Here is an 18,481-nt window from a genome sequence, read left to right as displayed (position 1 = left end):
GGCAGGACTTTTGAGGCCCGGTAGCCTTGATGGGGTTGAATCCATTCAGACAAAGGCGTCTCTGTGACAGATCCGCTCGACCCCCGACCGAGCACTCCCGAGAACCTCTCCGGACAGGCACCCGCACCCGCACCGCAACCCGTCCCGGCTCCGGCTCCGGCTCCGGCTCCGGCTCCGGCGACCAAGCCGACGGCGAGCCTGCTGCGCAACCACAACTACAGGCTGTTCCTCGTCGCGCAGCTCAGCGGCGGTACCGGCGTGTGGATGCTGCGCCTCTCGCAGGACTGGCTCGTGCTCCAGCTGACCCAGAGCCCTGCCGCCGTCGGCATCGTGGTGGCGCTGCAGTTCCTGCCGCTGCTGGCCTTCGGGCCGATGGGCGGCGTCATCGCCGACAGGCACGACAAGCGACGCCTGGTGATGGGCGCCCAGGGGACCGCGGCCGTCCTGGCCGCCGTGCTCGCGAGCCTGACCATCGCCGGGCTGGTCACCGTGCCGCTGCTCTACGGCTTCGCGTTCTTGCTCGGCTGCGTGGCGGTGATCGACCAGCCGGCCCGGCAGGTGCTCGTCAACGAGCTCGTCGGTGACAGCATGCTGCGCTCGGCGATCAGCACCAACAACGCCCTCAACCAGCTGAGCGGCATGGTCGGTCCGGCCGTGGCCGGTGTGCTCATCCACCAGGTGGGCCAGGGCTGGGCCTTCGCGGCGAACGCTGTGCTGTGCCTGGTGGTCGTCGCGCTCTTCGCACTCATGCGGACACGCGAGATGATGCGGGTGCCCGTCGTGGCGCGCGCCAAGGGTCAGCTCCGCGAGGGAGCCCGGTACATCCTCGACCGCCCGCGCCTGCTGTGGGTGGTGCTGCTCGCAGGCCTCATGGGCGCCTTCGGCATGAACGGCCCGGTGGTCCTCGCGGCCTTCGCGGACTTCGAGTGGCAGACGGGGTCGGGCGGCTTCGGCCTGTACAACTCGGTGAGCGCGGTGGGCGGGCTCGTCGGCGCCGTGGCGGCCGCGCGCCTGCGCGCGCTCCGGGTCCGCACCGTCGTGCTCGGGGCCAGCATCTTCGCGGTCGCCGAGGGCCTCGGCGCGCTCTCGCCGAACCATGCAGCGTTCCTCGTGATGCTCGCGGTGATCGGTGCCGCGACGATGTTCTTCCTCACGAGCGCCGCGACCTACGTCCAGCTGAGCGCCGCACCGAAGGTCCGGGGTCGCGTCATGGCCTTCTACATGCCGCTGCTGCTCGGCGGGCACGCTGCTGGTGGCCTGATCCAGGGGGCGTTCACCGAGCATCTCGGGGTGCGGGGCGGGCTGGTGCTCACGGGGGTGTGCGCTCTGGTGGGGACGGGTGTCGTGGCGCTCGCGCTGCGGGGGCGCGGGGGGCGCGACGCCGCCGAGCTCGACTAGCGAGGAGCAAGCTTTTGGAGGCTCGACAGACGCCGAGCCACCGTGACCACCAGGCCAGATCTGATGTTGACTGGCCCGCACGACCTTCAAGGGCGATGGTATGATGCTAATTAATCGTCATGCGGAGGATCACGTGGACATGTACCAGGCCCCAGAGCTCACCGACAGCGAGCTAGAGGTTCGCGAAGCGATCCAGGGCCTGAGCGAGACCCTCAAGCACCAGGTGGGTCAGACCCGACGGTGGACCGCCCCGCTCCGGCGGATGACGCTGGCGCGCAACGTGCAGGGTTCGAACAGCATCGAGGGGATCAACGCGAGCGTCGACGACGTGGCCGCGATCGCTCAGGGGGAGAAGCCCGCGGCCGTCGACGAGGAGACCGAGCGGGCACTCGCCGGGTACCAGCTGGCGATGACCTACGTCCTCGAGCTCGCTCAGGAACCTGTCGTCGTCGATCCGACTCTCATCCGGAGCCTGCACTACATGGTGACGTCCTACGACCTCACCAAGCGGCCCGGTCGCTACCGCAAGGGCCCGGTATTCGTCCAGCAAGAGTCCACCGGTGACATCGTCCATGAAGGCGCCGAGGCGGACGACGTGCCCGCACTGATGGATGAGCTGACGCGCACCATCGACACGAGCGGCGACAGCATCATCGACGCCGCGATGGCGCACCTGAACTTCGTGCTCGTCCACCCGTTCAGGGACGGCAACGGACGCATGGCCCGTGTGCTGCAGTCGCTGGTCCTTGCCGCAGACGGTGCCATCTCCCCGGTGTTCCTCTCTATCGAGGAGTACCTCGGGCGCAACACACAGGCCTACTACGACGTGCTCGCCACCGTGGGACACGGCGGATGGGACCCGAGGTCAGCCACACCCGAGCAGGTACGACCCTGGGTCCGCTTCATCCTCACGGCCCACTACAACCAGGCGAGAGAGCGCGCCGCGCGGATCACTGCCGCGAGCGAGGCGTACGCAGCACTCGGTGAGCTCCTCGAAGGTGCCGGCGTCGACGATCGCGCGATGGAGCCTCTCTATGACGCTCTGTTCGGGGCGACCGTCACTCGTGGGCGCTACATCACCTCGCTCGCGGAGGTAGGCACCGAGATCAGCCTCCAGACAGCGACACGTGACCTCACGAGACTCTCTCAGGCGGGGCTGCTCACTGCGAGCGGGGAGAAGAGGGGTCGCGCCTACACCGCCGCAGACAAGCTGGTCGAGCTTCGGCGAGCGGTGGGACTCGGCCAGGCGTGGAGACGCGTGGATCCTTTCGCCGGCGGTCTTGGCTGAGCCGACAGACGATAGCTCTGCAGTGTTGCGCGACCTGCGAACAGCGAGCGCGGTCCTGCGACGACCGCGGCACCATGGTCGCGACAGAGTGACGTCGTGATCGCGCTCAGGCGAGCTCGCCCGCCCCGTCCCATGTCCCGTCGTCAAGGACGACAGCCAAGCTCCGCCGTCCCCCGCCCACCGGCAGGCTGACCTCGACCGACCGGCCTACAGGTCCGCGCAGCGCCAGTCCAGTCACCTCTCCGTCGCGCCACGTGACGTCGACGGTCACGGCTCCCCGGGCACCGAGCCCACGGGCCGAGCCGTCCTGCCACCCGGCCGGGAGCGTCGCCAGCAGGTCCACGACGGTCCGCTCCGACGTCGTCCGGTGCGACTGCACGATCATCTCGACGACCCCCGCCGTGAACCCGAGGTTCCCGTCGACCTGGAACGGCGGGTGCGCGCAGAAGAGGTTCGGGTACACACCGGAGCCGGCACCCGGTCGGTCGTCGTCGAGCGGTGCGACGAGCTCGTCAGGACGTGCGCCGTCGGCGGTCGGCCGCAAGAAGGCGTCGAGTGCAGCCCTGGCCCCGACGGCGTCGCCGAGCCGGGCACGCAAGGAGAGCCGCCACGCGAGCGACCACCCCGTCGAGTCCGGGCCGCGGGCGTCGAGCGTCGTCAGGGCAGCGGCGGCCAGCTCCGGCTCGGACCGCGGGTCGATCCGGCTGCCGGGGAAGACACCGACGAGGTGCGACTGGTGCCGGTGCTCGGGCTCCGCGTCGACGACGTCCGTGGACCACTCGGCCAGGCGCCCGTCGGGGAGCACGCGTTCACCAGGGAGACGGTCGAGGGCTGCGCGGGCCGCTGCCTGCCAGTCGGCGTCGTCAGGATCCGGCGAGCCCTCAGGGACCACGGTGCCCGCACCGACGAGCACCTCGGCCGCGTCGAGGCAGCGCTCCAGGAGCTCGCGGATCATCACCAGGTCGGAGGTGGTCGAGACGCTCACAGCGGCGGGCTGCCCGTCGGGCGCCACGAAGCGGTTCTCCGGCGAGGTCGCCGGTGAGGTGCCGAGGGTCCCGTCGGGCTGCTCCACGAGCCACGCCAGGGCGAAGTCGGCAGCCCCGCGGAGCAGCGGCCAGGCGTCGGCCAAGACACCGAGGTCGCGCGACCAGTCGTAGCGGTCCCACAGGTGCGTCGCGAGCCACACGCCACCGAGCGGCCACGCCGTCCACGACGGGTCAGAGGCGCCGTCGCCCGCGGGGAGCGAGAATCCCCACACGTCCGAGTTGTGGTGCGCGGCCCACCCGGGGAGACCGTAGAGGTCGCGCGCCGTGGCGCGCCCGGTCCGCGCGAGGTCGCCCAGCCAGGTGGTGAGCGGTTCGTGGCACTCGTCGAGGGCGCCTGGACCGGTGAGCCAGTAGTTCATCTCGGTGTTGATGTTGGTCGTGTAATTGCTGCTCCACGGCGGGACCACGGACTCGTTCCAGATCCCCTGGAGGGTCAGCGGCCGCGTGCCTGGCCGCGAACCGGCGATCATCAGATAGCGCCCGTACTGCGCCTGGAGGGCCGCGAGCGCCGGGTCGGGAGCGCCACCAGCGTGCCGGGCGAGCCGCTCCGGGGTCGTCGCGATCCCCTCAGGGTCAGGCCCGAGGTCGAGCTCTACCCGGTCGAAGAGATCTGCGTGGGCGGCGACGTGGGCGGCGCGCAGCGCGGGGAGCCCGTCGGCGACGATCTGGTCGACGACCGCCGAGGTCCGTCGGGCGACAGCAGCCCGGAGCGCGTCGAGGTCGCCGTGCGGCGCGGTTGCGGCGTCGACGAGGTCTGTCTCGGTCCCGAGCACGAGGGTGAGATAGGTGGCACCGACGACCTCGACGGCGTCGGCCGTCGCCGAGGGTCCGCCGTCACCGACGATCCCGTCGGTGTGGATCGCGACGTGGACCGCTGCGGTCACCGCTGCGCCCGGGGTCGGGTCGTAGTGCACGTGCTCGTCGGCAGGCTCGTGGTCGGGGACGACGTCCGAGGGCATGCGGACGGTGGCGGCGAGGCCCGTCGGCGTGCCCTGGACGTCGAGGGTCGGGTGCGGGGAGACGAGCGAGACACGCAGGGCCGGCAGCGACCCGGTGGTGGCCCGCCTGTCGACGACGAGGACCTGGTGCGGCGCACTGGACCACGTCTCCTGGACGATCGTCGTGCCTGCGCTCGACCAGGTGTGGCTGGCCACCGCAGTCCGCAGGTCGAGGGACCGCGCATACCCCGGTGGCGTCGCGGCCTCGGCAGCTCGCACCTCCTCCCCCGGCCCGACCTCCTGCACGATCAGGTCGACCAGAGGCTGGTACGCCTGCGAGTGCCCGTGCTGGAGCCTCTGGACGGCACGCTCCGCAGCGCGGACGTCACCCGCTGCCAGTGCGGCGCGCGCGTCGTCGAGGATCCGCGGTCCCTCCCCCACCGCGATCAGGCTCCGCCCCGCGACGGTCGCAGGTGACCCCGACCAGCAGGTGTCGTCGTTGACCTGGACCCTGTCGCTCGTGGTCCCGCCGAAGCACATCGCCCCCAGCCGCCCGTTGCCGACGGGCAGCGCCTCGGTCCAGCGCGTCGCCGGCCGGTCGTAGACGAGCACGAGAGGACGGGCGGGCTCGCCGGCTGGATCGGCAGGGCTGGACGAGGGGGCGGTGGGGTGCTCGGTCACTACGGATCTCCTGTGATCACGGGACTGGTCAGGACCGCGACGGTGCGGCCCTGACCAGGGTAGCGACCTCTCAGATGCTGATGTCCGGCAGGCTCGCGTGCGGCACCGGGGCCATCGGGTCGAGCAACCACGCCTCGCGCAGCTCCGCCCACAGCTCGACAGGCACGGGGGTCCGCGATGCCTCGAGGAAGGCCGAGACCTGGTCTGCACCCCGCGCTCCGACCACCGTCGAGACGACAGCGGGGTGCGCCCGGACGAAGGCGAGGGCCGCGGCGGGCAGCGTCACGCCGTGGCGCTCGCAGGCGTCGGCGATCTTGCGGGCGCGCTCGAGCAGCGGTGCCGGGGCCTCGGAGTAGTTGTAGAGCGCGCCCTCGGGCGGGCGCGGACGGGCCAGCAGCCCAGAGTTGAACACCCCACCGATCACGACACCCACGTCGTGGGCGAGCGCGGCTGGCAGCAGGTCCGCGAGCGCGCCCTGCTCGAGCAGCGTGTAGCGTCCCGCGCACAGCACGAGGTCGATGTCGGTCTCCTCGACGAAGCGGGTGAGCATCGCCGTCTGGTTCATCCCCGCCCCGACGGCGCGGACCAGACCCTCCTCGCGCAGCTCGATCATCGCGGGGATGGCGGTCGTCAGCGCCTGCTCTTCGTGGTCGTCCGGGTCGTGGAGGTAGAGCACGTCCACGCGGTCGAGCCCCAGACGGTCGAGGCTCTCGTGCAGAGACCGGCGGATGCCGTCGCGGCTGAGGTCGTCCTCGAGCCTGTGGTCTGCGGGGACGTCGAACATGGGGTCGCGCTCGTCGGCGGTCTCGGGCGAGGGGACGAGCCTGCGGCCGACCTTGGTCGAGAGCACGTACTCGTCCCGGGGCCGCTCGGCGAGGAGCGCGCCGAGGCGTCGCTCGGAGAGGCCCCGACCGTAGGCGGGGGCGGTGTCGAAGTACCGCACGCCGCCGTCCCACGCTGTATCGACCGCGCCGGAGGCCTCGGCGTCCGTCGTCTCGCGGTAGAGGTTCCCGAGCTGGGAGGTCCCGAGACCCAGCGGGCTGAGGTTGACCGTCATCTGCTCACCTTGGCAGGTCGGGGGCCTGGGCGCACGCCCTCGCCGCCCGGGTGCGTGAGGCACCCGGGCGGCGAGGGACTGCGCAGCACCACGTCCGAGGTCAGACCAGACCTGTCGTGCCGGTCTGGCCACGCCGGCGGCGGACGACGAGCAGCACGGCGCCGGCGAGCAGCAGGAGCACTCCCGCACCGACGGCGACGCCGATCTCGGCGCCCGTCGCGCTGAGCGCACCGGGGCTCGTGCCAGAGCCGGTCCCGACCGTCGAGCCGGAGCCTGCGGCACCGCCCGTCCCCGAGCCTGCACCGGGTCCGGTGCCCGGGGCGGCACCACCTGTCTCGGGTCCGGCTCCGGGGTCGGTCCCCGGGTCAGGAGCTGTCCCCGGGTCGGGGTCGGTCCCGGGGCCGGTCCCCGGGTCGGTCTCGGCGGCGACGAGCAGGGCGGTCCAGCCGACCACCTCGTCGCTGCCGGCCTGGACCACGATCCTGTGCTCCCCCGGCGCGGCGTCGAGCGGGATCACCGCGGTGAGCGTGGACGCGTCGGACACCTGCTGCCAGTCACCCAGCAGCACAGGGTCGGAGCGCAGCCACACCGACATCCACTCACCGGTCCGCGAGTCGTCCACGAGCGTCACCGGCACGGTGTCGCCCGGCGAGTGCTCTCCGCCCGGCACCGTGACGAGACCCTCGAGGCCGGGCAGCAGCGCAGACTCGTCCACCGGCACGGGCGGTCCTGCCGGCGAGGTGACGACGCCCGACCCGTCGTGCCCCGTATAGACGATCGACGGTGCCGCAGGTGTCTCCATCCCCTCCCCGAGGAGATAGCTCGTGTGCGGGGGCTGGTTGTACGACACGTTCTGCCACGCGACCCCGAGCCTGTAGACGGGGTCGTGCATGAGGGTGCGCAGGCGGTGCTCGGTGACGTCGGTCGTCGTGAAGACGCGCAGCGCCGACGAGTCGTCCGTGCGGTACACGAGCTCTTCGCGCCAGTCGCCGAAGAGGTCCGCCTGGAGGGCGGGGTTGCCCTTGGTGTCGTTGTTCGTCCGGGTCCCCTCGAAGGTCTCGAGGCGCACGGTCTGCTGGTCCTCCCAGTCCCACTTGGACACCGAGGGCACGCCGACGCGGGTGTCCGTCGAGAAGTCGTGGTCGGTGATCTCCCGGAGGAGGTCGCCGTCCCACCAGGTGAGGAAGTTGGCCGCCGGGATGGTCTCCGAGATCAGCGTGCCGTCGGCGGCGCGCATCTGCCCGGCACGGCTGTCCCAGGCCCCGTCGGCGGTCACGGCCCAGGACTCGGCGCCGTCGTGCGTCGGGTCGATGTCCGCGGAGGCACCGCGCCCGACGTCCCGGGTGGCGGGCATGGACCAGAGGACCTCGCCCGTGGCGGCGTCGCGCATGGTCGCGCCGATGCCCTTCGCGCTCGGGGCCTCCTCGTGCACAGCGAAGACCTCGAGACCGGGCCGTGACGGGATCAGGTCGGAGACGTGCATCGCGTCGCCGTGCCCGAGCCCTGTCGAGTAGAGCACCGTGCCGTCGTCGTCGAGGGTCATCGAGCCGAAGACGATCTCGTCCTTCTGGTCGCCGTCGACGTCGGCGACCGACAGGTTGTGGTTGCCCTGCCCGCGGTACTGGTCACCGGCGACGTCGGAGTCGAAGACCCAGCGCTGCGTGAGCGACGTGCCGTCGAAGTCGTACGTCGCGACGACCGTGCGCGTGTAGTAGCCACGGCTGAAGATCGCGCTCGGGTGCTCGCCGTCGAGGTACGCGACCCCGGCGAGGAACCTGTCGACCCTGTTGCCGTAGGTGTCGCCCCACGCGCCGACGTCGCCGCGCGGCGGGTCGTAGGCGACGGTGTCGACAGCGGCTCCGGTCTCACCGTCGAAGACCGTGAGGAACTCCGGTCCCGTGAGGACGTAGCCGCCGGAGTTGCGGTAGTCGGCGTCCGGGTCGCCGATGACCGTGCCGGCACCGTCGACGGTGCCGTCGGCGGTCTTGAGCATGATCTCGGCCCGACCGTCAGAGTCGAGGTCGAAGACCACCATCTGCGTGTAGTGCGCACCGGCGCGGATGTTCGGGCCCATCGAGATGCGCCACAGACGCGTCCCGTCGAGCCTGTACGCGTCGACGTAGACGTTCCCCGTGTAACCAGCCTGCGAGTTGTCCTTGCCGTTGCTCGGCGACCACATGACGACGAGCTCGTACTCCCCGTCGCCGTCGAGGTCGCCGACAGTCGTGTCCCCGGCGTAGTAGGAGTACGGCTGGCCGTCCTTCGTGTAGGCGTCGGCCGGCTTGTCGAGCGGGACGTCGTACGAGCCGTCGGCCCACACCCCGAACTCGGCTGTGGGCTCGGACCGCAGACCTGCGTAGACCGGCGTCACCGTGTAGGTGGACTCGGCGGTGCCGTCAGGGTCGACGTAGTTGGTACTCGTGGTGATCGGGCGCGGCGTGATCGTCGTGCCGTCGCGCTGGACTGTGAAGCCGATCTCTGCAGGGTCGAGCCCGAGCATCCGCCAGCCGAGGTACACACCCTCGTCGACCTTCACGGCGACGGGCGAGCGGTCGAGGTGCTCGGCCTGCCGGGTGAGGACGGTGCCGGCCGTCGAGGCGAGACGCTCGGAGCGTGCGGACTCGCCGCCCGCGTTCACGGCGGCGACCTCGTAGTAGTACGGCACCGTGGTGAGGACCGTGGTGTCGGTGAAGGTCGCGGTCGCCGAGCTGCCGACGAGGACTGCGTCACCGTCGGCCGTGGACGCGCGGTACACCGAGTAGGCGATCGCGCCGTCCTGGGCGTCCCAGGTGAAGGTCACGTCGTTCTTGCCGACGGCGCCGAGGGTCAGGCCCGTGGGTGCGGCCGGCGCGGCGACGCCCTCGTCGACCGTGACGACCTCGAGCGCGTTCGACGCGACAGACTCCATGCCTGCGGCGTCGACGGCCGTGACCGTGTACGTGTAGACCTGCCCGACGGCCGCGCCGGTGTCGACCAGCGTCGTGCCGGGCTGGTCCGCCACGCGCACCGGCGTCTGCTCGTTGGCACCCTGACGGTAGACGCGGTACGCGACCGCGACGTCGACGGGCTGCCAGGAGAGCGAGGTGGAGACCGCCGTGCCGTCGATCGACAGGTCGTCGAGGGTGAGAGTCTGCGGCGCGAGCAGCAGCGGTGTCACCTCGATGCCGTTGAGGCGGGACGAGGCCCCGGTGAGCTGGATGTTGAGCTGGCCGTCGGTGACGAGCACCGGCGAGCTGGTCTTCTGCGAGACCGACGCCGCCCCGGCGTTCGACGCCCCGAAGTCTTTGCCCTCGATGACGACGTTCGACCGGCTGCTGCCGATCCAGTCGCCGTTGTAGGTCTTGACGGCGTAGGTGCCGTTCGGCACGTCGAGCGCGAAGACGTGCTGCGGGCCGGGCAGCAGGAAGTCCCGCTGCAGGTCGTCCGGCGGCGGTGTGTAGCCGGTCCCGCGGTCGCGGCCCCCGAGCCCTGTCACGTCGAGGAAGCCGACGCCCTTCTCGGGTGTGTAGAGGTTGTTCTGGTTGAGCTCGGTGTAGCCGGGCATGATCGGGTTCCCGGCGAGCTGCACGTCGAACTTGTAGCGCGCGAGGGAGGTGGTGACCCGCACCGGCGCCGACGGCTCGGAGTCACCCCGGCCGTTGACCGCGACCACGCGGAAGTCGTAGGACGCGCCCTCGGTGAGGCCCGACACCGCCGACTGCGGGAGCGTCGACGAGCCGACGAGCGCGTAGGCGTCGTCGCCCGCGGCGGCGTCCTTGCGGAACACCGTGTAGATGTCGGCGCCGTCGACCGGTGTCCAGCGCAGCAGCGCGCCGGCGTTGGAGACGTCGCCCGCGACGAGCCCGACGGGTGCTGCGGGGACCGCGGCGGGCGGCTCGACCTCGAGGACAGACCCGGCGAGCGGGATGTCGAGCCCTGCGACGGCCCCCGCGACGAGGCGCGCCATCTGGATCGCGCCGTACTCCTGGAAGTGCGTGTCGTCGGTCGTCCCGGACGGGCGGCCCGGGTAGACCCCGGCCGGCACGTGCAGGAACACGGACTTCGCGGCCTCGGCCCCGATCGAGTCGAGGTACTCCCGGCTCAGCCTGGAGAGGTCGACGAGCGGCACGCCCTCAGCCGCGGCCAGGTCTGTCGCGGCCTGCACGTACTCGGGGAAGGAGACCGTGAACGCGCCCTGCGCATCGACGGCGCGCCGCGAGACGGGCGTGACGACGACCGGGGTGGCACCTCGCTGGACAGCACCGTCGACGAAGGTCCGCAGGTAGTCCGCGTAGTCGGCCGGGGCTGCGTAGCGGTCGTCCACACCGTAGGAGTTGTCGTTGTGGCCGAACTGCACGAACAGGTAGTCGCCCGGCTCGATCTGCCGCAGCACCTCGTCGAGGCGTCCCTGGCTGATGAAGTTCTTGGTGCTGCGTCCACCGATCGCGTGGTTCGCGACGGTCACGTCGTCGGCGAGGAACCGCGGGAGCATCTGCCCCCAGCCCGCCTGCGGGGCGTAGTCAGAGGTGTACGTCTGGACCGTCGAGTCGCCGGTGAGGAAGGCCGTCGGGGTCCCGGCAGCCACGCGGTCCGGGAGGCGGGTGATGGTCAGGGCCGCGAGGTTCGCCGCGGTCCCGCCGAGCTCGAGGTTGAGCTGGCCGTCGACGAGAGCGAGGTCGAAGGACATCTCGAGGGTCTCGCCGGCCGGCTTCGTGGTCGGCTGCACCTTGGCGATGGTCTCGGCCGTGATCGAGATGTCCGTCGGGCCGGTGGGGTCACCGGCCACGAGGGTCACTGTGTAGTCGCCCGCCGGGAGGTCGACGACGAGCTCGGTGTCGCCGACGGTGACGAAGTCGCCGCGGAGCGCGTCGTCGCCCCTGTCGGTGCCCGTCACCTGGGCCGTGTCGACGAACCCGAGACGGGACTCTGCGGTGTAGGCGGTCGACGCGTCGAGGCCGGTCCAGCCCTCCTCGACGGCGCCGGGTCCGAGGTCGAGGCGCAGGACCCCACCCTCGGGGAGCGCGGCCGGGGTCGCCGCGGGGGTGGCGGTCGCCGCGGAGTACTCCGAACGACCAGCGGCTGTCGTCGCGGCGACGCGGTAGTACCCCACGGTCGCGGTGTCGGCGTCAGGGTCGACGAGGCTGAAGGTCCGCTCACCCGTGCGCCCAACCTCGGTGTACGTGCCGTCCACGGTTCCCGAGCGGGTCAGCACGTAGCCCGTCGCACCCGCGACCTGGTCCCAGCGCAGCGTCACGGCCGACTCGGTCACGTGCGCCGTGCGCACCCACGCGGGGGCTACGAGACCGGGCACGACGGGGTCGGCCGGGTCGTCCGCGGCTGTGGCTGCGGTCTCCTCGATTCCTGCCGGCTCGGGGTCAGGGGCGACGTCCGCGCTCGAGGCAGGCGGGGCCGGCGTCGAGGTCACGTCGGCGTCGAGGACCTGGGTGCTCGACGTGTCGGGTGCGCCGGGGATCGTGTCGTCCGCCGTGGCGGGGAGGGCGACGACGACCGCTGTCAGCGCTGTCGACGCGGCTGCCGCTCCGGCGACCACCGCTCTCAGGGCTCTGCTCCGGTGGCGACGGGGCGTCTGCGGCCCGCCGCTCCGCGGGGTCGGTGCCCCGGGGATGGTGCTGTGCATGGAGGTCTCCTGCTTGTGGGATCTCGGTCGGTGAGCTCCGGCGCCCGTGCGTCTGTGCGCGGGCGACAGGGACCGCGCCACCGTCTGCACCCGAGTGTCTTCGTCCCGGGCGTGCACGGCGCTGCTGCCGAGCAGGAGGTGGAGCGGGGTGTTCTCTGCACCGTGGATTGAATCGATTCAAGACGGCGGGGGTGTTCGTCGGTGAACACCCCGGAATCAGACGTCGACCTGCGGGAAGCGCTTGCCGTCGTCGAGCACGACCTTCTCAGAGCGGGTGAAGGATGTCAACGGTCAGCCTCGTCGGCCGGATCCCGGTGCACGCGCTAAGGTCTCGCATGGACATCACCACCCAGACCCCGACCTTCTTCGAGGACGCGCCCGGGATCGGCATGACCCAGCTGCAGGACGGCACGACCACCGGGCACACCCGCATCGACGTCGCGACTCTCGCCGCGGGCAGCACCCTCCCCCGGCACGCGGCCGGCACGGACCAGGTCTTCGCCGTGCTCGCCGGCAGAGGCCGGGTCGCCTCCGACGACGACGTCGAGCACCCCGTCGGCCCTGGCACCACCGTCAGGTGGTCCAAGGGCGAGCAGCACACCTCGTGGGCCGACACCGAGATGACCGTCGTCATCGTGCAGACCCGGGAGGCCACGCAGGACTGACCCCGGCAGTGCACGACCGTGTCGGGCGTACCGCCTACCCTCTGTGGTGAGCCGCTGAGCACCCGACGGCGACCGCTCGAGCAGACAGGACCGAGATGACGGCAGACGTGTCGGGGTACTGGCTGGGAGACGCTACCGCTGAGGAGTTCCTCGACGCGTACGATCCCGAGACGTGGCCGAGCGGCGTCGACCGAGTACGCCGGAAGCCGCTGCTCTGGAGCGCTATCGACAACCCAGACCCCGCGACCCGCTCGCTCATCGCGCACAGGCTGCTCGACGACGGCGCTGACGCCGCCGCACTCTCGGACGGGTACACGCTGCTCCACGGGTTGCTGGGGCGCCACCCACGCGATCCCGAGATCGACCCGCCGCTGGTGCGGCGACTGATCGCCGCCGGGGCCGACATGAACCGGGTAGCAGGCCGGCGCATGGACCGCCCCGTGGAGGTGGTCGACCATCCGAAGCTCTCGCCAGAGCAGCACGAGCCGTACTACCAGGCGTTCTTCGAGCGACCGGGGCTCGCGCTCCTCGACCCCAACCCGGCGGGCTTGTCGGTGCTCGACCGGTCGCGGAACCGTCGGACCTATCGTCCCCAGCTGCTCGAGCACGTCATGGCGTACCTCGACCGGACGGGCCAGACGCCCGTCGGCGAGCCGCTCACCCAGACGGCGAGATGGCAGACGCTCGACGAGATCCTCGCGCAGTACACGCCGGCCGATGCGACGGCGGTCGACCCCGAGACCGGCGACAGCCTGCTGCACGCCGTGCTGCGGAGCTCCTCTCTCGACGTACGGACCACTCTTGTGCCGCTGCTGCTCGCCCACGGAGCCGACGCCACGCTCCGCACAGCAGCGCGGGCAGGCGTGCTGCAGCTGGCGCTCGCGCCCCACGGCCAGCGCGACGCCCGCCAGGATGCCCAGGTGGTGACGACCCTCCTCGACGCGGGAGCGGACGTCAACGCCCTCTCGAGAGGCGGGAACACCCCGCTGACGACGCTCGCGGCACTGGGCAACTTCCCCGAGGAGAAGCTCGAGCCTCTCTACGACGTGCTGCTCGCCGCCCCGGGGCTGGACCTCACGGTGGTCGGAGCCAAGAGACGGACCGTGCTCGAGGCCGTCCGGAAGCGCCGTCAGGCTCGACCAATGCTCCTGGCGCGTGTCGAGGCGCTGGCAGCCGAGACCGCGTCCAGCGACTGACCTGCTGGGTCAGTGCTGCGCGTACCCCGCGAGCAGCCGCTCCGCGTGCGCGACCACGGCGTCCCGGAACCCCGCGTGGTCACGGATCTCAGCCGGGAACACCTGCTCGACGGCGAGCATCCGCCGCACGAGAGCCTCGGCATGGGCCGGGGCGACCTCGTCAGGCGCGGCGACCTCGGCGGCTGCGGCGCGCAGCTTGTCGGCGATCGGGTCGTCGAGGCGCAGCGGCTCGCCCGTCACGGTGCGACCGGCCGCGACGAACACGACCCAGCCCGCGACCCCGTGCGCGACGGCGTCGGGCACGGCGCCTGCCGCGAGCCTGTCGGCAGCCGTCGCGAGGAACCGGATGGGCAGCTTCTTCGAGCCGTCCATCGCCACCTGGGTCGTCGTGTGGCCGAGCGCGGGGTTGGCGAAGCGCTCGAGGAGCGACTCGGCGTAGGCCGCGAGGTCGAGACCTTCCGGGGCGACCAGGGTCGGGATCACGTCGTCGAGCAGCAGCGACCGCGCGGCAGACAGCAGCGCCGGGTCGGCCACGGCGTCGGCGATCAACCTGTGCCCGGCGATCGACCCGAGGTAGGCGAGCAGCGAGTGCGTGCCGTTGAGCATGCGCAGCTTGGCGCGCTCGAAGGGAGCGACGTCGTCGGTGAGCGTGGCTCCGGCGAGCTCCCAGGCCGGCCTGGGGCCGGCGAACCTGTCTTCGATCACCCACTGCATGAAGGGCTCCGCGACGACCAGACCCTCGTCGCGCACCCCGGTCGCCGCCTCGGCCGCCGCACGGTCGTCCTCGGTCGTAGCCGGGACGATGCGGTCGACCATGGTGCAGGGGAAGGTCACCGAGGCGTGCACCCACGCCCGCAGGCGCTCGACCTGCTCGGGGTCCGCACCGGGGACCCCGGCGGCCGCGTCGAGGGCCTGGCCGACCAGGCCTTCGAGGACGTGCCCGTTGTCGAGCAGGTTGTCGCAGGTGAGGACAGTGAGAGGCTCGCCGCCGGCGCGGGCTCGGGCCGCGAGACCGCGGACCAGCAGCCCGATCGCGCTGCGCGCAGGCACGGCGTCTTCGACGACGACGTGTGCAGTCGCCGCGCCCTGCACCTCCGTGCCGGTCTGGCGGGCGAGGGCGGCAGCACCGCGGATCTCCCCGACGAGAGCGTCGAGGTCAGCGCGGACGTCGCCGTCAGCGAGGTCGAGCCGGCCGTCCGGGCCCGCTGTGTAGCCCTTCTCGGTCACCGTGAGGGTCACGACGTGGGTGGTCGGCGCGGCGATCGCGTCGAGCACGCGCTGCGTCTCCTCGCGCGGGAAGGCGACCCCGCGGACCGAGCCGATCACGCGCAGCGAGGAGGAGTCCGTGCCGACGGTCCGCACCCCGTAGAGACCGTCCTGGGGCACGAGCTGCTCGACGACGGTGGCAGACCGCTGCGTCACCCCGAGGATCCCCCAGCCCGTCTCGCCCGTGGCTGCGGCGGCGTCTTCGGTGAAGACGGCCTGGTGCGCCCTGTGGAAGGCCCCGATGCCGAGGTGCACGATCCCCACGGTCACGGCCGTCGGGTCGACAGCCGGCCCGGTGACCCCCGGCCGCTGTGAGACCTCGCGGCAGGTGTCGAGGCTGAGCCTGCGCGACGTGCGGGGCGTGGTGGGGGTGCGGTCGGTCAGGTCGGTGCTCGTCATCGAGAAGATCCTTCGGTCGGGCGGTGCCTCGAGGGCCACGGTCGGGGGTGCTTCGGTGCTGTGGTGCGGCGGGCTGGTCCGTCAGATGCAGGATTCGTCGGGCGCGAGGTCCGTCAGGCGCGAGGTTCGGCGGTCGTGCCCCGGACGACGAGCTCGACAGGCAGGCGCGGGCGGGCTGGCGGCTCGTCCTCCGCCAGGTCTGCCAGGCCGTCCTGGCGACTCTCTCCCGTGTCGCGGTCGAGCTGCTCGACGAGGCGGTCGACCGCACCGCGGCCGAGCGCCGCGAGCGGGATGCTCACCGTGGTCAGGGCCGGCGAGACGAGGGTCGCGACCGAGACGTCGTCGAAGCCGACGACGGACAGGTCGCGCGGGACCTGGAGCCCGCGGTGACGCAGGCGGTCGACGAGCCCGAGCGCCTGCAGGTCGTTGTAGGTCAGCACGGCGGTGGCACCGCTCGCCACGACGAGGTCGGCGGCGGCGACGCCACCGGAGAAGGTCGGACGGAAGTGCCCGACGTCGACCACCTCGACGCCGGTCTCACGGCCCGCGGTCTCGATCCCGCGGCGGCGCTCGGCGCCCGACCACGAGCCGGCCGGGCCGCTCACAGCGGCGACCCTGCGGTGCCCGAGGGCCTTGAGGTGGCTGAGCGACTGACGCACACCACCCGCGTTGTCGATGACGAGGGAGGCGAGCCCCTCGACCTCGCGGTTGAGCAGCACGGCCGGGCGGCCGTCGACAGCGGTCAGCAACGAGAGGTCCGACGACCGCGGCGAGGCGAGGACGAGCCCGTCGACCTGCGCGGTGAGCATCGAGACCAGCTCGAGCTCTTGGCCGGCGTCTTCGTCGGAGTCCGCGACGAGCACGGCATAGCCGTGCGTCCGCGCGCGACTCTGCACAGCCTTGGTGATCGAGGCGAAGAACGGGTTCTCGAGGTCGGGGACGAGCAACCCGAGGGTGGTGGTCCGGCCGACCCGGAGACCCCGGGCGGCCGGGTTGGGGCGGTAGTCGAGCTTCTTCGCAGCCTGCTCGACCCGCTCGCGCGTCGCGTCCGAGACCATGCCCGGCGCGGAGAGCGCACGGGAGACCGTCGAGATCGAGACTCCCGCGAGCGCTGCCACGTCACGCACCGTCGCCATCGGCCGACCTCCTCGTCGCTCGTCTCCGCCCGGCATCACCGGGTTGTGGCCCGGCGCCGCCGGGCTCTTGTCAGACCATCGCACAGGAGGGCCCGCTCCAGTCTGCAAACGTTTCCAGGTTTCTGTCAACCGGCGCGCCCCCGGTGAGGTCCACTGAGCCCCTTCCTCCGGATCACTCAGCATTAATCCACGCTCCAGCACCCTTGCACCTTCGCCTCTCGACGAGGCACCATGGCCTGCAAACGATCACAGAGTGTTTCAACGAGGAGACGACCGTGAGCACCGCGACACCCAGCACGACCGCCTACGCCCTGCCCGACGGAGCCCGTCCGTGGCAGCTCCACGACGACCGCGCGCTCCCGGCCGAACCGTCGACCCGAGCCGCCGCCCGCGAGATCTACCAGCAGACCCGTGCCCTGCCGATCGTGTCGATGCACGGCCACGTCGAGGCGCAGACCATCGACGAGAACCTGCCCTTCGGCAACCCCGCCGAGCTGCTGGTCGTCCCCGACCACTACCTCGTGCGGATGCTCGTCTCCCAGGGTGCGAGCGTCGACAGGCTCGGTGTCGCCCCCGTCGACCCGGCGAGCACTGTGGCCCCGGAGCAGGACCCGCGTGCCGTGTGGCGTCGCTTCTGCGAGAGCTGGCACCTGTTCCGCGGCACACCGACCCGGTACTGGATGGAGCACGAGCTCGTCGAGGTCTTCGGCGTCGCCGAGCGACCCTCGGCGGAGTCCGCCGACAGGATCTACGACCACCTCGACGCCGCGCTGCGCAGCGACGCCTTCAGGCCGCGCGCGCTCTTCGACAGCTTCGACATCGAGATCCTCGCCTCGACCGACCCCGCGTGGAGCCCGCTGACCCACCACGCGAACCTCGCCGCGGCCGGGTGGGGCGAGCGCGTGGTGCCGACCTTCCGCCCTGACCCGCTGCTGCACCTCGACCGCCCCGGGTGGCGCAGCGACGTCGATCTGCTCTCGGCTGCCGCGGGCCTCGACGTCACGTCGTACCCGACCTACCTCGAGGCGCTCCGCGAGCGCCGCGCCGCCTTCGTCGCGGCGGGGGCGCGGGCGACCGACCACGGCCACCTGCTCGCCGACACCACACCGCTCTCCGATGCCGAGGCGCACAGGATCTTCGACCTGGCGCTCAGCGGGGTCACCCCGAGCCCCGCCGAGGCGCAGGCCTTCAGCGGTCACATGCTCTTCCAGATGGCGGCGATGTCCGCCGAGGACGGGCTGGTCATGCAGCTGCACCCCGGCGTGCTGCGCGACCACGACAGGTCTGTGCTGGCGACCTTCGGCGCGGACAAGGGCTACGACATCCCCGTGCAGGCGGAGTACACGCGGTCGTTGCGCCCCCTGCTCGAGGCCTTCGGGCACCACCCGGGTTTCCGCCTGGTGGTCTTCACCATCGACGAGACGGTCTACTCCCGCGAGCTCGCGCCGCTCGCCGGTGTGTACCCGGCGATGCGCCTCGGGGCACCGTGGTGGTTCCTCGACTCGCCCGACGGCATGCGCCGCTTCCGGGAGACCTCGACCGAGACCGCCGGCTTCTACAACACGACAGGATTTGTCGACGACACCCGGGCGTTCTGCTCGATCCCCGCCCGTCACGACCTGTCCCGCCGCGTCGACGCCGGGTACCTCGCGCGACTGGTCGTCGAGCACCGTCTCGACCTCGACGAGGCGACGGAGACTGCCGTCGACCTCGCGTACACGCTCCCGAAGGCGGCGTACGCGCGGCGCGGCTGAGCTGCGGCGGGTCGGACGATGCCCCTCAGGTCGTCGTCCG

10 protein-coding genes are annotated in these 18,481 nt (G+C 71.7%); 5 read left to right on the top strand and 5 right to left on the bottom strand.

Annotated features, from left to right (window positions below; genetic code table 11):
* Positions 1-63: 63 nt before the first annotated feature.
* Both ASG53_RS16610 and ASG53_RS16605 read left to right on the top strand, forming a co-directional pair.
* Positions 64-1,398, top strand: coding sequence for an MFS transporter (locus tag ASG53_RS16610; protein WP_056135967.1), 1,335 nt, complete (start codon positions 64-66; stop codon positions 1,396-1,398).
* Positions 1,399-1,537: 139 nt separating this feature from the next.
* Complete coding sequence (locus tag ASG53_RS16605; RefSeq protein ID WP_162246166.1) at positions 1,538-2,686, top strand: Fic family protein; 1,149 nt, start codon at positions 1,538-1,540, stop codon at positions 2,684-2,686.
* Between the two features lie 106 nt (positions 2,687-2,792).
* Here ASG53_RS16605 and ASG53_RS16600 read toward each other — a convergent pair whose 3' ends face one another.
* The 3 genes from ASG53_RS16600 to ASG53_RS20640 all read right to left on the bottom strand — a co-directional run bounded on the left by ASG53_RS16600 (position 2,793) and on the right by ASG53_RS20640 (position 12,025).
* The gene (locus ASG53_RS16600; RefSeq protein WP_056135962.1) at positions 2,793-5,351 is read right to left on the bottom strand and encodes a glycoside hydrolase family 95 protein; all 2,559 of its coding nucleotides are present in this window, start codon (positions 5,349-5,351) and stop codon (positions 2,793-2,795) included.
* Positions 5,352-5,421: 70 nt separating this feature from the next.
* The gene (locus ASG53_RS16595; protein WP_056135959.1) at positions 5,422-6,408 is read right to left on the bottom strand and encodes an aldo/keto reductase; all 987 of its coding nucleotides are present in this window, start codon (positions 6,406-6,408) and stop codon (positions 5,422-5,424) included.
* Positions 6,409-6,508: 100 nt separating this feature from the next.
* Positions 6,509-12,025 carry a rhamnogalacturonan lyase family protein gene (locus tag ASG53_RS20640; RefSeq protein ID WP_056135956.1) on the bottom strand — a complete coding sequence of 1,839 codons (5,517 nt, stop codon included), beginning with the start codon at positions 12,023-12,025 and terminating at the stop codon, positions 6,509-6,511.
* A 335-nt stretch (positions 12,026-12,360) separates the two neighbouring features.
* Between ASG53_RS20640 and ASG53_RS16585 the strand changes: the two genes are divergently transcribed.
* Together ASG53_RS16585 and ASG53_RS16580 are read left to right on the top strand one after the other, a co-directional pair.
* Positions 12,361-12,690 carry a cupin domain-containing protein gene (locus ASG53_RS16585; RefSeq protein ID WP_056135953.1) on the top strand — a complete coding sequence of 110 codons (330 nt, stop codon included), beginning with the start codon at positions 12,361-12,363 and terminating at the stop codon, positions 12,688-12,690.
* Between the two features lie 95 nt (positions 12,691-12,785).
* Positions 12,786-13,886, top strand: coding sequence for an ankyrin repeat domain-containing protein (locus ASG53_RS16580; RefSeq protein ID WP_056135950.1), 1,101 nt, complete (start codon positions 12,786-12,788; stop codon positions 13,884-13,886).
* A gap of 9 nt (positions 13,887-13,895) precedes the next feature.
* On the opposite strand, the gene ASG53_RS16575 is transcribed toward ASG53_RS16580, so the two are convergent.
* Entirely contained in the window at positions 13,896-15,551 is a 1,656-nt protein-coding gene (locus ASG53_RS16575) for a mannitol dehydrogenase family protein (protein WP_056136445.1), read from the bottom strand.
* 113 nt (positions 15,552-15,664) lie between these two features.
* On the bottom strand, positions 15,665-16,687 hold the full coding sequence (locus ASG53_RS16570; protein WP_056135946.1) for a LacI family DNA-binding transcriptional regulator: 1,023 nt from the start codon (positions 16,685-16,687) through the stop codon (positions 15,665-15,667).
* A 275-nt stretch (positions 16,688-16,962) separates the two neighbouring features.
* Between ASG53_RS16570 and uxaC the strand changes: the two genes are divergently transcribed.
* The gene (gene uxaC, locus ASG53_RS16565) at positions 16,963-18,441 is read left to right on the top strand and encodes a glucuronate isomerase (protein ID WP_056135943.1); all 1,479 of its coding nucleotides are present in this window, start codon (positions 16,963-16,965) and stop codon (positions 18,439-18,441) included.
* The last annotated feature ends 40 nt before the right edge of the window (positions 18,442-18,481 follow it).

The organism is Sanguibacter sp. Leaf3, from assembly GCF_001425965.1.
Classification (GTDB): domain Bacteria; phylum Actinomycetota; class Actinomycetes; order Actinomycetales; family Cellulomonadaceae; genus Sanguibacter; species Sanguibacter inulinus.
This window is presented reverse-complemented; position numbering and strand designations above follow the sequence as displayed.